Source organism: Niallia sp. 01092 (assembly GCF_052318935.1).
Classification (GTDB): domain Bacteria; phylum Bacillota; class Bacilli; order Bacillales; family Cytobacillaceae; genus Niallia.
Genome location: NZ_JBQRKO010000004.1, coordinates 81,634 through 97,353, shown reverse-complemented (window position 1 = coordinate 97,353; position 15,720 = coordinate 81,634). Strand labels below are relative to the sequence as shown.

General features: G+C 35.4%; 13 protein-coding genes, 1 pseudogene and 1 riboswitch. Of the genes and pseudogenes, 4 read left to right on the top strand and 10 right to left on the bottom strand.

The genetic code is table 11. The features are described 5' to 3' along the window. Nucleotides 1-4 precede the first annotated feature (4 nt). On the top strand, nt 5-1,096 hold the full coding sequence (locus ACTXGU_RS05645; protein ID WP_443480523.1) for a M42 family metallopeptidase: 1,092 nt from the start codon (nt 5-7) through the stop codon (nt 1,094-1,096). A 184-nt stretch (nt 1,097-1,280) separates the two neighbouring features. Here the strand turns inward: ACTXGU_RS05645 and ACTXGU_RS05640 are convergent, their stop codons facing one another. Beyond that, on the bottom strand, nt 1,281-1,655 hold the full coding sequence (locus ACTXGU_RS05640; RefSeq protein WP_443480522.1) for a YmaF family protein: 375 nt from the start codon (nt 1,653-1,655) through the stop codon (nt 1,281-1,283). A gap of 201 nt (nt 1,656-1,856) precedes the next feature. Here ACTXGU_RS05640 and ACTXGU_RS05635 point away from each other — a divergent pair, with 201 nt between their 5' ends. Further along, complete coding sequence (locus tag ACTXGU_RS05635; protein ID WP_443480521.1) at nt 1,857-2,753, top strand: DUF2935 domain-containing protein; 897 nt, start codon at nt 1,857-1,859, stop codon at nt 2,751-2,753. A gap of 86 nt (nt 2,754-2,839) precedes the next feature. Here ACTXGU_RS05635 and ACTXGU_RS05630 read toward each other — a convergent pair. From ACTXGU_RS05630 to ACTXGU_RS05600, 7 genes and pseudogenes are all read right to left on the bottom strand, one after another. Beyond that, nucleotides 2,840-4,653, bottom strand: a pseudogene (locus ACTXGU_RS05630) (APC family permease). A gap of 299 nt (nt 4,654-4,952) precedes the next feature. Continuing rightward, nucleotides 4,953-5,366, bottom strand: coding sequence for a CBS domain-containing protein (locus tag ACTXGU_RS05625; RefSeq protein WP_443480520.1), 414 nt, complete (start codon nt 5,364-5,366; stop codon nt 4,953-4,955). A gap of 207 nt (nt 5,367-5,573) precedes the next feature. Continuing rightward, nucleotides 5,574-5,726, bottom strand: a riboswitch (cyclic di-AMP (ydaO/yuaA leader). 274 nt (nt 5,727-6,000) lie between these two features. Beyond that, nucleotides 6,001-6,804, bottom strand: coding sequence for an undecaprenyl-diphosphate phosphatase (bacA, locus tag ACTXGU_RS05620; protein ID WP_443480519.1), 804 nt, complete (start codon nt 6,802-6,804; stop codon nt 6,001-6,003). Between the two features lie 216 nt (nt 6,805-7,020). Next, nucleotides 7,021-7,314, bottom strand: coding sequence for a putative quinol monooxygenase (locus ACTXGU_RS05615; RefSeq protein WP_443480518.1), 294 nt, complete (start codon nt 7,312-7,314; stop codon nt 7,021-7,023). Nucleotides 7,315-7,525: 211 nt separating this feature from the next. After that, nucleotides 7,526-8,041, bottom strand: a complete 516-nt coding sequence (tsaA, locus tag ACTXGU_RS05610; RefSeq protein ID WP_443480517.1) for a tRNA (N6-threonylcarbamoyladenosine(37)-N6)-methyltransferase TrmO — start codon at nt 8,039-8,041, stop codon at nt 7,526-7,528. 66 nt (nt 8,042-8,107) lie between these two features. Continuing rightward, on the bottom strand, nt 8,108-9,454 hold the full coding sequence (locus tag ACTXGU_RS05605; protein WP_443480516.1) for an MFS transporter: 1,347 nt from the start codon (nt 9,452-9,454) through the stop codon (nt 8,108-8,110). Between the two features lie 170 nt (nt 9,455-9,624). Beyond that, nucleotides 9,625-10,467 carry a LysR family transcriptional regulator gene (locus tag ACTXGU_RS05600; protein ID WP_443480515.1) on the bottom strand — a complete coding sequence of 281 codons (843 nt, stop codon included), beginning with the start codon at nt 10,465-10,467 and terminating at the stop codon, nt 9,625-9,627. 121 nt (nt 10,468-10,588) lie between these two features. Here ACTXGU_RS05600 and ACTXGU_RS05595 point away from each other — a divergent pair, with 121 nt between their 5' ends. Both ACTXGU_RS05595 and ACTXGU_RS05590 read left to right on the top strand, forming a co-directional pair. Next, nucleotides 10,589-11,329: an SDR family NAD(P)-dependent oxidoreductase gene (locus ACTXGU_RS05595; RefSeq protein WP_443480514.1), complete on the top strand. Its 741-nt coding sequence runs from the start codon at nt 10,589-10,591 to the stop codon at nt 11,327-11,329. A 299-nt stretch (nt 11,330-11,628) separates the two neighbouring features. Beyond that, on the top strand, nt 11,629-12,393 hold the full coding sequence (locus ACTXGU_RS05590) for a SurA N-terminal domain-containing protein (RefSeq protein WP_443480513.1): 765 nt from the start codon (nt 11,629-11,631) through the stop codon (nt 12,391-12,393). A 395-nt stretch (nt 12,394-12,788) separates the two neighbouring features. On the opposite strand, the gene ACTXGU_RS05585 is transcribed toward ACTXGU_RS05590, so the two are convergent. Next, the gene (locus ACTXGU_RS05585; RefSeq protein WP_443480616.1) at nt 12,789-14,165 is read right to left on the bottom strand and encodes an amino acid permease; all 1,377 of its coding nucleotides are present in this window, start codon (nt 14,163-14,165) and stop codon (nt 12,789-12,791) included. 611 nt (nt 14,166-14,776) lie between these two features. Then, nucleotides 14,777-15,709 carry a DMT family transporter gene (locus ACTXGU_RS05580; RefSeq protein ID WP_443480512.1) on the bottom strand — a complete coding sequence of 311 codons (933 nt, stop codon included), beginning with the start codon at nt 15,707-15,709 and terminating at the stop codon, nt 14,777-14,779. Between the last annotated feature and the right edge of the window lie 11 nt (nt 15,710-15,720).

The following is a 15,720-nucleotide window of genomic DNA, read 5'->3' as shown; positions in this document are numbered from 1 at the left end:
CTTTATGAAAGAAAACATAAAAAAATATTTTAAGGAATTATCTGGAATGGTTGGGGTTTCTGGTTTTGAGCAAGAAGTAGTAAGCTATTTGAAAGAATATTTGTCCTTAGTAGCAGATGAAGTAAATGTAGATAATAACGGAAACATTATAGCTGTGAAACATGGTAAAGCCAGTGGACCAAAGCTAATGTTCTCTGCCCACTCTGATGAAATAGGTTTTTGTGTAAAGAATATCTCAGATGATGGCTTCATTTCGTTTGATAAGATAGGAGGCGCTTCTGATCAATTGCTTCTCGGAAGAAAAGTATGGATAACTAGCAGAAAAATCCCTGGCATCATCGGGATAAAAGCTGGTCATTTACAAACACCTGAAGAAAGTAGAAAGGTAAAGACGGTACGTGAATGTTATATTGATTTAGGGCTGACTTCAAAAGAAAAAGTAGAAAGTATAGGAATCGAGATTGGAGACCCTATCGTATTCCAAAGTGATTTTACAGAAATGTGTGATCCAGATTTAATCTCTACAAAGTCTGTAGATAATAGAATTCATTGTGCCATCCTAATTGAATTACTCCATCAACTAAAAGACAAAGATTTTGCAGGAACTTTATATATTGCGATTAATGTTCAAGAAGAAGTTAGTCTTCGTGGCATCTCTGCGGTCGTAGATAAGATAAAACCTGATTATGCCATTGTTTTAGATACCATTCCATCTGGGGACACACCAGATATCGACACAAAGAATGTACTTCCAGTGTACCTCGGCAACGGTCCTGTCTGTCCTATTTCGTACGGTTCTAGAGAAAGAAGTTTACACTCTGTTATTCACCCGAAAGTAAAAGAATTAATTAAAGAGCAATCTGAAAAAGTAAATGTACCGATACAATATATTACATTAGTAGGGGAAAACTATCTGACAGATGCAGCAAATCCATCTTTTATAAGTAATGGAGTTGCGGTTGCAACATTGGCTACTCCGCGTAGATACTCTCACTCACCTGTAGAGTTAGTTAATTTAAACGATGCAGAAGGTTTACTAAAAATTATAAAAAGCATCGTTATGGACAATGGAAATAAAGATTTAAGTTTCATTTAAAAAGATGACAAGCCTCCCTCGCTTGTACCTCACTGGGGGTCTTGCCAGCACGTTTTTCTGCAGGAGTCTCACAGATTCCCTTCCTATAAACAACATGATCGTTTAACAGAGCCTAATAATAAAATAACTTTAAAAACCTAATCTCTCTGCTACGAATGAGAGATTAGGTTTTTTTGTCAAAAAATTATTCTCTTGTTCTACCACTATACCTATGTCTATGGGGATTTGCTCCATTTACAGTCGTACTGCCACGAAATTCATGATAATGTCCACCGTTAGGAAGGGAAATTGCAGGTCCAGTTACCCCTCTAATCTCATGCTTGTGCCCATCATCAAAAGAAGTGAATGTAAAGTATCGATGAGTATGTGGAACACCACTTGGAGCAGGTTCCGTTGTACCAGCATATTGGTGTCTGTGACCATTATCAAATGAAGTAACGCCTGAAAATTTATGAACGTGTACTGGTCTTCCATTCCAACTTGTTATATAGAGATTGTGTGCATGCAGGGAATTCGCTCCGTCTAAATCAATCATGAAACCCGATATAGATACGTTCATCAGCAAAACTCCTTTTTTCTTTTTTCCATAATAATGTATTAAGAGGAAATCAAAAAAAGAATATAACTTCGTCTGCATTGGAGTCTAATTCAAAAATAACCATTCTAATGAACCGCTATGTTATTTTTTAGCACCCATACATTTATGAAGTTATTTCTACATATATATAGTTGAACTTAAATTATAGTGGGAGGAGTTAGAATGCAAAATCATCCTCAGATTCCTGGTCATGTAAGCACAGACCAATACAACAAAATGCTGCTGCCACCTGAATCGTTTGCCGCAAAGCCAGAATCGCTGACTGAACAATTGTTTGTAGAACGTTCTTTAACGGAAAATAAATTTTGGTTGAGGATTATGAAAGAACATGCCTTGTTTCTTGGGGAAGGATTTAACAAAAAAGATACTAAGCATATTGAACAAGCAGATCGCTTTTATCATTTCTTTGAGCAACAGGAAAAACGTGCCTATCAGACACCTCAAAACGTTGGTTTAGTAAGGAAATTAAATGAGGATTCCATAGACTTGGTAGCTGGTTTCCGCAATTTTAAAAGAAATCTCCTTATTCTTATTATTAACTGTAAAATTAGTGGATTTAACTTCCCCTTACTCGTTGATCATATCGCACGGGAAGCAGAATACTTTATACGAACCTTAAAAAAATTCAATAAAGGAATTATGGATCCCGTTCAAGATGCCATCATTAGCGAAAACGTTTTTTGGCTGCGGATCATGATGGAGCACTCCCGATTCATTGCTTCTCTGTTAGATCAGTCCGAACGTAATTTAATTAACACAGCAAGAAAATTTGGGGACGATTTTGAAACACTTTTAAATCAAGCAAGAGATGTTGAATCAATGCTGTATCATAAAAAGCCTACCTATCCTATTATTGGTAAAATGAATAAGGATAGTGAAAATGCCGCAACAGAACTGAGAAATTTCAAAAAAGCTGGATTAGACCTTATTAAAAGTTGCCAAATTAAAAGTGTAATAAATCCCCTGCTTGCTGATCATGTCGTTCGGGAAGCTGACCATTTCCTATTTATGATCCATGCACTTGAACAACGGTTAAAAACTAAACAAACGATTGATTAATAAGAAAATGCCAGGTATTTGAATCTGGCATTTCCTTGTTAGATGGTGGAAACTAGGCACAAGTCTCCATAGGAATTTTGTATGAATTATTCTTTTAAATGATATGGTACTGTTGCAACTACAACATTTCGTCTATATAAAAGGTATGTTTTTATACGTAAACTCGATTGGTTATGAAGAATATTATGCCAACCTTTTCTTACAATAAACTGTGGTATTATCACAGTTACCCGATAATTTGATTCCGTTGCTTTATGTTCAACTGTATCTATAAATTTTGTTAAAAGTTGAATAATACTTCGATAATGAGAATGTAAGGTTACAAGACGTACATTAGGCTGCCATGCATTCCATTTTTCTTCAAATTTCTTTTCTTCTTCTCGATTAAACGCAACATATACAGCAATAATTTTTTTAGGATTTAAGGCTTTTGCATAAGCTAAAGAATTGTTAACCACTTGGGTCATTCCTGCCACTGGTACAACAATAACATTTCCCGAGATTAGTTCACTTTTAATAACACGTAATTGCTCTCCTACTGAATCATAGTGCCTTTTTATTCTATAAAATAAAAACACAATGATAGGGATAAAAATTAAAACTGGCCATACTTGTACAAATTTTGTAAGAAAGAACATAATGGTTACGACAAAACTTATGAGAGCACCAATTGTGTTGATTGTTAATTTAAATTTCCAACCAGCAGGCTTCTCACGCAGCCATTTAAAAATCATTCCTGTTTGAGATAGTGTAAAAGGAATAAAAACACCTACTGCATATAATGGGATTAATTGTTCTGTTTTTCCTTTAAACGCTATGATTAGAATGATAGACAACAGTCCCAAAATAATTATCCCATTAGAGTATCCTAGGCGATCTCCCCTTGCTGTAAACATTCTTGGGATGAATTTATCTTTGGCTAGGTTTACTGCTAATAATGGAAAGGCAGTATATCCAGTATTAGCTGCTAAAATAAGAATTAAAGCAGTCGTTCCTTGGATAAAAAAATACATAAAGTTTCTGCCAAATATATTTTCTGCTATTTGAGATACTACTGTGACCTCTTCCTTAGGGGAAACCCCATAAAAATAGGCTAAACATACAATTCCTGTGAATAATATGGCAAGTAAAATTCCCATTGCAATTAACGTCTTCGCAGCGTTATTAGGAGCGGGATCCTTAAAATTAGGTATAGCATTGGATATAGCCTCTACGCCAGTTAAGGCTGAACTCCCAGAAGCAAACGCTCTTAGAAGGAGAAACAAAGTGATTCCACCTACAGGCGTACCAATTGGTGCAGACAAATCTGCAGAAACATTGCCTGTTACAACTTGAAACATTCCTACACCAATCATGATAAATAAGGCTAGTACAAATAAATACACTGGGTAAGCCAAGATGGAAGCGGATTCCGTTACACCTCTTAAATTTAAAACGGTAATAAAAATAACGAAGAAAATAGATATAATAATGTTATATGGATGCAAAGCAGGAAATGCTGAGGTAATGGCATCTGTTCCCGCAGAAACACTTACCGCTACCGTTAAAATATAATCAACTAATAAAGAACTTCCTGCAATTAAACCAGAATTAATACCTAAATTATTTTTTGAAACAACATATGCTCCACCACCATGGGGATACGCAAAAATAATTTGACGATAAGATAATATTAACGCTATTAATAAAACTAACACACCAACAGCAATAGGCAGCGAATACCAATAAGCAGTTGTCCCTACCGTTATAAGCACTAATAAAATTTGCTCTGGTCCATATGCAACAGAGGATAAAGCATCCGATGACAAAATCGCCAAAGCTTTTGTTTTATTAATTTTTTGTTCTCCTAATTCATTGGATTTAGGGGCCTGCCAATTAACAACCTTTTAAACGAAATCATTTTAACACCACCAACCATCATAAGTTACTAATATATTTCCCAAATAAAACAAAAAAACACGAAAAATCGAAAATTCACATGAAGCCTCGCTCTTTGTTCACCAACTAACAAGGAAAAGTCAGATTCTAACCTAATAAAGGCGGCGCGAGCAAAGCCACTCCAACCTTAATAAGGATTAAACACAAACTATAGAGCACCATCATTCGTATTTTTCCATTAAAGTAAGCGCAGCTCCGTACCCTTTTCCAAAAAGAAAAGCCTACATGTCATTTCGACCTGTAGACTCCATCTAAAAAACTTTATTTCATATCAACTTTGTATAAATTTTGCAAAGACTCAATAATCTCTCTTCTTCTAATAATACCGATAAAAATGTTGTAATCATCTACAACAGGAACAAAGTTTTGATTGAGCGACATTTTCATAATATCTTCTATCTGACTGTTTATGGAGATAGGTTCATATGATACATGCTTTTCAATTTCGCTCAATTTTATTTTTTCTGTCTGTTGAAGATCGAGGTTCTTTGAATTCTTTAATTTCCATAACAGGTCTCCCTCTGTAATCGTTCCAACATAATGACCATCTTTATTCAAAATTGGAACCGCACTATATCGATGATATTCCATTTTCTCCATTACTTGTCTCATTGTCCATTCATCATATACATAAACAACTTCACTTTTTGGAATAAGAAAGAATGCAATATTCACTGTAAATCATACTCCTTTAAAGGTTTGATATCTGTAGGCGATATAAATTTCCTTTTTTTCATTAAATGTATTTTTAGATCGCTATTTTAAACTAATAATTCTTTTTAGATTATATTTAAGCAATCAATTTTTTACCATTAAAAACATGCAAAATAGACCACAGAGGAATCCCTCGTGGTCTATAAGATTCATCGATCACCAGTTGCACCGTCCTCTCCCTTAACGCTTACGAGGTTAGCTGTCGGATTCGGGTTATGAAAGTAACCCTACTTTCTGAAATACTTCAGAAAGACTCACCCCAAGTGGAATTCTCCACAGTTTGGTTCCCCCGCTCCTAAATGGACTCAGCGATTTAGAACAATATTAATTTTATGAGATTATACTACTCCTGAAATTTCAACTTGTAAAGAAAAGTGCTAAAATCCGTTAATATTTACTGAATATGTTCAAATAAGTTTAAAAACTTGAAATATTTATTCTCTCACGACATTTTTCATTCATTCTCTTTCATTTTCATTAGTTTACTAAAATAATCAAGAGCGAATGCTAATAATCGTCTATATGATGTACCACTTATGGAGATAATCTATAAAAAAGCTGTCGGAATGAAATAACTAAATATGTTTTACCAAATTTAAAGAATAAACACCCAAAACAAAATCGCTAATACAAACCGATATAATGCAAAAGGAACCAATTTTATCTTATTAATTAAGCTTAAGAAAAACTTAATAGCCATTAAAGCTACTATAAATGCAGTTAAAAAACCTATAATAAATAATGGTAGATCACTAACATGCAGACTGTTCCAGTTTTCTAATAAATCTTTACCAGATGCTGCAACCATAATAGGAACCGCCATAATAAAGCTAAATTCCGAAGCGTTTTTATGATTCATACCTATTAATAGACCGCCAGACAGGGTTGCTCCCATTCTAGAGAACCCAGGAACTAAAGCTAAACATTGGAACAAGCCCATTCCTAATGCTTGTTTATATGTAACTTGGTCTAATGTCGTTGCAGTTGGATTTTGTTTTCGGAAACCTTCAGCGACTAACATGAGAATTCCACCTGCTATAAGCGAAATAACAACAGTTTGTGGAGTAAATAAGGTTTTAATCAAGTCATAAAAGACTGTACCAAGAATAAAGAAAGGAAGAATCCCGATTAAAATATGTGTATATCTTAACTTTCCTAAATCCTGATCATTTGTTTCGATTTCATATAATCCTAGAATGCTTAAAATACGTTTCCAAAAAACAACAACTACTGCAAGAATAGAGCCTAACTGAACAATAACCTCAAAAGTTGTTGCTCTGGTCGTCTCTTCAAACCCTAATAAATGACCTACTAAGATCATATGTCCAGTTGAAGATACTGGAGCAAATTCTGTTAACCCTTCTACTATCCCCATAATTATTCCAATTATAATATCCATTTAATTTCTCCTGTATGCTTTTACTTTCTTAAAAGACTATACTGAAATCCATAAAATGTAAACCAAAAACTATTTTCTAAAATATCAAATTTAAACTTATAGACATTATCATATGAAAAAAAGAGCTGTGCCATAAGTCAACCATGATGACTTATGGCACAGCCCTTTATCAAAGTTATTTATCATTACCAACTACTAAAATCAATTACTTTTAGTTTATAATTTTTCCGCAGAATAATTTGTTACTTCAAGCGGTGCTATTAAAAATTCCTCCGCTTTCACTACAAAATTCGTAAAGTGAGGCTGCTGATTATGTATTTTGACAGCTTGTTCATCCTTCCAACTCTCTACCATAATAAAGGTATTGGCTGAATCTACTTCTTCATAAAGCTGATAACTAATATTCCCAGCTTCTGCTTGCGAACCAGTAATTAATGGCTTTATTTCAGCTAGAAAACCATCCCTTTTTTCTGGATTCACTTTAAATACAGCATGTATAATAATCATCATTTATCACTCCTTGAACTTATCTTTTATACCTAAAAAATACCATTAATTAGAAAGGATTGTCCAGTAAAGTAACTTAAATCATTTGCAAGGAGTAAAATAATTTTCAGTCTACCCTAAAACAATCCTTTTCCCTCGTTCAAGTATATCAAAGGAAATACCGACCACATATTGACAACTTCATGTCTTTTCATCATCAGATAATGTTATTAAACTAGCAATCGTCACACTTTTTCCTTACAAATCGGTTATCGGCCCGCTTATGAATGGCTTTCTCCGATATGTTATCCATCCAACCGGTGGCCACCGTGTTTTGAGGAACGTCAAACTTCGGCACAAACGGTTTAATATCCAAAAGCGGAGTCCCATCGAGGACATCGACATTTTTCAAAAACAAATTACAACTATCAATACGTTCCACTTCGACGACAGAAAGACCTAATGAATTAGGTCGAACCGGCGCTCTTGTAGCAAACACACCATGCTCTTGATCGTCTAGAAATGCATGGACCTTAAGGCACGACGGACCGGCAAGATGGAAATAGTAGATTAAAATAACATGGGAAAATCCGTCTAAGCCTTCTAACCCTTCTACATACTGCGGCAGTACTTGTACGTGACCAGCAGTTGCCAGCTCTCCAGTGGGTTGAATGGGCATCTCACCCGGCGATGTAAACGGGCTGTGAATAATACCTATTGGTGTCAGCGAAATATTCTGCAATGGATTCATTAGATCTACACCTCTAATCTAAAATATAGAAAATCTATTGTTAACGAATTGCTTGTCTTTATAAATTTATGACACAACCGTTTTCTTATATTTCTTAAGTAAAAATAATGAAATAATAGGTAATACACAAAAGCCGACGTAAATATTTTGAAATACACTTGCCAAGTCTGTTCCTTTTTGTAAAACAATTAACATACCTGTTACGCCTACACCAAAGGCACCTCCAAAGAAGCTGATTAATTGATTCATGCCCAATCCTGCCCCTAAGTGTTCTTTAGATAAATACTGAGAAATTTCATTAGAATTACTGGCAGCTAGGCTGGAAAATCCGAGACTCATAAAAATATAACTAATCAGAACACCATAAATAGAGTGACTTGCTATGGATGCAAAAAGGACGACTGAAAGAAATTGAAAAACTATCCCCCATCGTAAGACAAGCGTATTTCCTAATCGATCAATAATATTCCCTATTTTCTTTGAGGCAAACGCAGTAATAATCGCACCAGGAAAAATAATCAATCCTATTTCCATTGGACTACGGTGAAAAACTTGCGCCAACATAATAGGTACACAAAACAATGTTGCAAAATTGATAAAATACGCGGCAAAACTAATCGTAATTAGGGATGTGAAACCTTTCTTCTGAAGCAATTTCGGATGGATAAATGGCGAATGTATACGATTGATATGCCACCAGAGCACTCCAAAAGAAACGATACTAATACCAAGCGACCATATAGCGAAAGTCGTCACAAACAGCAAAAGACCTGTGATCCCAACCCCTACCAAAATACTTCCGATAATATCAAAATGGATGGACTTTGTTTCTTCCTGCGGTACATGTCTATTAAAGATTGGAATGGTCAACATAACTGCCCCTGTTAGGACAAAAAGGAAATGCCATCCTATAAATTGTGTTAGAATCCCCCCGATCACTGGACCAAGTCCAAATCCAAGTGATGTACATGAAGCGATAATAGACATGGCACTACCTCTACGCTCTTTCGGGATATACCGGGAAAATAGCACATAACCTAACCCCGGAAATGCAGCTGCCCCCATTGCCTGAAGAATCCGTGCAATCAACAATAGAATAAAATGATGTGCGAAGTAGCCTATTAATGAAGAAATCCCTAATAGAACGGCACCAAACAGAACCATTTTACGGATAGGTAGATAATCGGTCAGCCGACTATAAGTAATTGTTGAAATCCCAAAAATGATGGAGTATGCAGTCACAATCCATGAAGCAGCAGTAGGTGTTAAAGAAAAATCGCTTGCTACTCTTGGTAGAGCGACGTTAAACATTGTTGTATTCATAACAACCAAGAGCGCTGCCAAGCTCCAAATTGGGATAATTACTTTTTCGTTAAATGTCTCTTGTGCATTAATTTTAGATGTGGTTTCCATAGTACCTCCAGTCTATTAAATTAAGTAAAATAATAAAATAGATGACTTTGCAGTAAGTATACTCCACATAAGTCATCCTATCCATTCTTCTGTCTTGTAACTCATTATCTTAGAAATATCGAAACATGCTCAACAAACAATTCAGGGTATTGAATCACAACTAATTTCCATTATAGATTCTGCAAAAAGCGAATAAATTTAGTTAGACTTTGTGGTTGATGTTGTCTTTGTTTAATGACAAAATCTATCTTGATCGTTTCTGATAGTTCTTTATATTGAACGGTTTGGATATTCTTTCGACTATTTGCAACATCTGCAGGTATTACACTGATGCCAAGCCCATCATGAACAGCTTGTAAAATAGACTCCAGTGAATCCAATTCTATGATGTTTGTACTTTTATCATTCGTTTTGTTTGTAAACTCTAAGAGTATTTTTCTATAGATGCAATCAGGGTCGCTATTAACGAGCAAAGTTTGATCCTGTTTCTTTTTAAACGGAGTCTGCTGAGGTGAAATGAGCATAACTTTTTCATAATAACTATAAACGCTTACAAACTGGGAGTTATTATACGTACCATTGATAAAAACACCATCAAGTTCCCCATAATAAAGCATTTCTTGCAGCTTCTGCTTATCCATTGTCCTTACTTTTACATCCATATTTTTATTTTTCGTTAAAAAAGAAGACAATAGCTGAGGTATTTTAACTGCAGAAATTGTTTGGGGTGCTCCAATTAGTAGGGATTCTCTCCACTTAGAAGGATTAATCTTTGATTTGGCTTCATCCATTAAAAATAAAATCTGATTTGTGTACTCTAATAAACTTCTTCCTTCACCGGTTAATGCTACTCCCCTATTATTCCGTGAAAATAATTGGACGCCTAACTCCTCTTCTAAACTTTTAATTCTCTGACTAACATTAGGTTGAACATATCCTAATTTTTCAGCAGCTTGAGATATCGATTGCATTTCAGCAACTTGTTTAAAGACTCGTAAATCATGACTTTCCATGAAACATTCCTCCATTGGTATCATTTAAAATGATACCTATCTCATTATCTACTATTATACCGTTCACTTGGTTGAATATATAATAAATCATGTTCAATCAAACAAAAAAGGATGATGTAGAATGGAATTACGAGATAAAGTATTCATCATTACTGGCGGGGGCACTGGTGTTGGAAAGGCAACAGCATTAAAATTATCACATGCGGGAGCAAAGGTTGTAGTTAATTATAGCCGCTCAGAAAAGGAAGCGGCAGAAGTTGTCCATGAAATAACAAAACGAGGTGGTACAGCATTTGCTTTTAAAGCAGATGTAGCAATTGAACAAGAAATACATGAGATGGTATCTCAAACTGTCGCCACATTTGGTACGATAGATGGTTTAGTGAATAACGCAAGCATTACTGCTCAAATAGCAATGGATGACTTAGACTCCGCAACAGATGAAGTATGGGATTCCCTTTTCAACGTAAATGTAAAAGGAATGTTTCATTGTGTAAAAGCTGTTGCTCCTTATATGAAAAAGAAAAAATCAGGAGTTATTATAAATATTGGAAGTGTGGCAGGTATAAATGGAATTGGCTCATCCATACCATATGCAGCAACTAAATCTGCTATCCACACAATGACGCAATCATTAGCGATTGCATTAGCTCCTGACATTAGAGTGAATTGTATCGCCCCCGGAGCCGTTGATACAAGATGGTGGGCTGGCAACAAAGAAAAAATGTATCAGCTTGCCGGCAACTTACCGCTTAAAAGAATTTCCACTCCTGATGATATTGCAGAGACAATTCTTTTTCAAATAACTCAAGAATCTATCACTGGACAAGTATTTATAGTTGATAATGGACAAACACTTTAAGATCGGATTCCCCTTTTTATCGGTAAGTCGAGAAAAAAAGGGGGGAGATTCTCCTTTCAAAATGTTGTCTGCAAGCAGTGATTCGCAGGCAACCCTATTACTTTTTAACGATAATCAGAATACCTTTAACATTTCGTAAACAACTCGCCATTAGTTTTACAAAAACCTTTCAATCCTTTTACAGATTTGGAAAATAAGCAGAAATAGTTTCTTTTTATGTTATTATCCTATACAATGCACAATAGATGATTTTCTTACAACAGGAAATTATACTTCTTGGCTACGAAGGGAGAAAAATCATGAAAAAGTTGATATTTCTATTATTTATAGGACTGCTGTCTTTTATGTTAACTGCATGTTCATCAAATAGCGAAGGCGATAAAACAAAAGAGAACAAAGAGACAAAAACCTCTCAAAAAGAGATGCAGGATCAAGCAAAACAAATGGAAGAAATGCAAAAGAAACTCAACAAGCAAAAAATAGACGAAAACAAAACTGTTGCTATTGTGAATGACAAGAAGCTTTTGGGCAGTGACTATAATAGCGTATTATCATCAACACAAATGCAGCTTCAACAAATGGGACAAGACCCAACATCAAAAGAAGCAGCAAAGCAAATTAAAGAACAAACTATTGACAGTTTAGTAGGACAAACACTTCTTATCCAAGATGCTGATAAAAAAGGCTATAAAGCATCAGAAGACGAAATTAACAAACAATTTGACGAAAGCAAGAAACCCTATAAAAGTGAAAAGGAATTTAACGAAGCGTTAAAACAAGCAGGTTTAGATATAAAGGAACTTAAATCACAAATTGCTGAGGGTATTAAATTCACAGCTTACGTTGATAAAGAAGTTCAAGTAGATAAAGTGACAGACAAAGAAATTCAAGAGTACTATAATCAAATTTCCCAGCAAGGAAGCAATACAGAACAAAAACCTCCGAAGTTAGAGGAAATAAAACCTCAAATTAAGCAGCAGCTGGAGCAGCAAAAGAAACAAGAAAAACTTGTAAAAAAAGTGGACGAGCTTAAGAAACAGGCGAAACTTGATATAAAAATTTAAATGAACGAGCGCCCTTGAGAATAAGGGCGCTTTATCGTAAATATAAGTATATATTGTTTGGTGTTGAAGCAAGCGCATTTTATTTTACTTATTATAAGGCTGTTTTCTCAAAGTTTGTTGTTTTTAACATGAAAAATGGGAGAAGAAGTCTCAGCAGACGGAATACACGTAGACTCCTGTGGGAATGCGAGAAAGACGAGACCCCACAGGAGCGTATGCGACGAGGAGGCTCGACGCTCGCCCACGGAAAGCGAAGTGTATTCCGTCTGCGAGTTATACGAATAAAGCCTATTATAAAGAGGCACTCTATACTTTTAGAGAGCCTCTTTTTATATTCATCTTGATAGCCTTTTACATACATTATGATTAATCAAACAAACTAAACTATCGTTTTGTCACTTCTCATCTGTTTGATCTATTGGCACACGCCTGCCGATACCAAATAAGTAATAACTAATAATAACAAGACATAAGAAAATAATCCCAACAATCAGTGATAAACGTGTATCATTATTAAACCACATACCGACTAATACCATCATTAAGAAGGCAATCGTCAAATAGTTGGTAAAAGGGGCAAAAGGCATTTTGAATGGATGTTTTGCCATTTCAGCTCCTTTTGCTTTTCTAAATCGAATTTGACTAATAAGAATGATAAACCATGGTATCATACCTGGAAGCACACTTGCACTGTACACGTACACAAATATCTTTGGCGGTGCAATATAATTTAAAACAACACCAATTGCTAAACCGATAAGTACAGCAATCGTACCGAATAATGGTACACCATTACGAGAGATTTTCATAAAGAATTTTGGAGCTTGTCCATTTACTCCCAATGTATAAAGCATACGCCCCGCACTGAAAATGCCACTATTACAGCCAGACATTGCTGCTGTAATGACAACAAAGTTAATAATACCAGCAGCTGCTGTTATCCCCACTTTTGCAAAAGTTGAAACAAACGGGCTTCCAAGCGAATCAAGTTGATTCCAAGGATAAACCGTTACAATAACAAAAATAGCACCAATATAGAAGATTAAAATACGCCAAATAATACTTTGAATCGCGCTCGTTATCGTTTTTTGTGGATTTTTCGCTTCTCCAGCTGTAATTCCAATTAGTTCAACCCCTTGATAAGCTGCAATAACAAGAGATAGAGCAAAGAAAAATCCTGACAAGCCACCTGTAAAGAAGCCGCCATGTGCCCAAAGGTTAGATAATCCGATCGGGTCTCCATCGTTGCCAAATCCGAAGAAAATAAGACCAATCCCTGCAATAATCATCAACACAATGGTAACGATTTTAATCATCGCAAACCAAAATTCAAATTCACCAAATGATTTAACGGAAATTAAGTTGGCTGCACCAAGAATCACCATTGCGATGAAACCTGGTATCCATGCAGGCAGATCTGGGAACCAATACCTCATATACTCCCCAACGACTATAATTTCAGACATCCCAACGATCACCCACTGGAACCAGTTGCTCCACGCAGTCATATAACCTGCTAATGGATGTATGTACTTATGGCCAAATGTTGCAAATGAACCTGTAGTTGGCTCTAAGTACAACATTTCTCCCATTGCACGCATAATAAAAAAGATAAATATTCCGCAGATTACATAAGCAAGCAAGACAGACGGACCTGTCCACCCGATTGTGCTGGCTGAACCCTTAAATAAGCCAACACCAATTGTACCACCTAAAGCAATCATCTGAATATGGCGTGCTCCTAATCCCCTCTTCAATTCTTTATTTGCCACTTTATTTCCTCCTATTACACGATTAATAGCCTGAATTTCAAGCAAACATACCTTTAATACGATCTCAGGTCGGTATTGAAATAATGAATCAGACGCCACTTTTTTCAATCTAACTTAAAAGCTTCCTCCTAAAATTATTTATCCCATCTTAATAAAATATTAGAAATATTCTTCATCTTCCTCCAGTATTTTAGCCAAACATCTACGGAATAATAATAAACTCTACTAAAATATACACTTTTTTTTGTGAAATACTTATCAATCATTGGTACGAGGAATGAAATTGACGAATCAGTTCATTTATTAGACAATCAAATATAAGTCTGAAAATGTGTCCAATACCATTTTTTCTTAGTCTGAGAGAATAATTAATAGTCGAAGGATGAAAGCAATATTTTATGGACGCATTATTAAATCAACATTTAAAGTAGGAGATCCCATTTCATATGTTGAACCTGGAATCGAAGGAAGATGAAACGGTTCATATTTATGGGAGGTGCTTAGATTTTTTATAACTTAAAGAGAGCACTTTGGTTGCTAGCGCGACCAATGAGCTGCTCTCTTTTTTTTAATTCTCTTCCTTTCCTCGATGTTTTCTTTTTCGAAGTTATTCATTTTTCATTTACCTGTGCAAGTGATGCTTTACGATCACTAGTTTTGGTAGTAGCAACATAGACACCTATCAGCACCATTACCATCCCCACGATTTGTATCAAAGTAATGGAACTACCATATGCAATAACTGCAAGTAATGTAGCTACAATAGGAGTTAAATTTAAATACATGCTTGCTTTACTGCCTCCTAATAATTCTACACCTTTGTTAAAAATAACATAACCGATCAATGTTCCACATACAACCATGTAGGCCATTTCAATCCAGCTCTGCATCGACATATTTGATACTTTATCCCAGCCACCTTCAAATACAGTACTGACCGCCAGAAAAATGGATCCTGATAACATCATAATGGTATTTGATAACATTGCCGGTGCTCCTTGAACAATAGATTTACCTGTTAGTCCGTAAATAACTCCACATAAAAGAGCTGCAACAAAAAGCAAGTCTCCTAAGTTAAATGAGAGAGAGAATAAAGCGGAAAGTGAACCCTTAATAATGACAATAATGACCCCTATCAGTGATAAAGCTAAACCCATACCAGATTTATTGCTCCAATTTTCTTTGCAAAACAAGACAGAACCTAACATGGTGAATACAGGCATAGCAGCTATAATTAATGCACCGTTTGTTGCAGAAGTATATTTCAATGCCGTAAAAAAGAGAGCATTGTAGCCGAAAACCCCAATGAGGCCAATAAATAATAAACCTTTCCAGCGTTTTCTGATCTCTTTCCAATGCCATTCTTTCTGAAATGTCACGATTATCACTAGTATAATCCCTGTTATACCAAAACGAAGTGTTGCAGCAATAAGCGATGGAATTTCCGTGATAACATGCTTTGCCGTTGCAAACGCCCCTCCCCAAAACAAAGGAACAAGCAGCATTAAAAAATAAATACTCTTCGATTGATTCTTATTCTCCATTTTTTCATCCT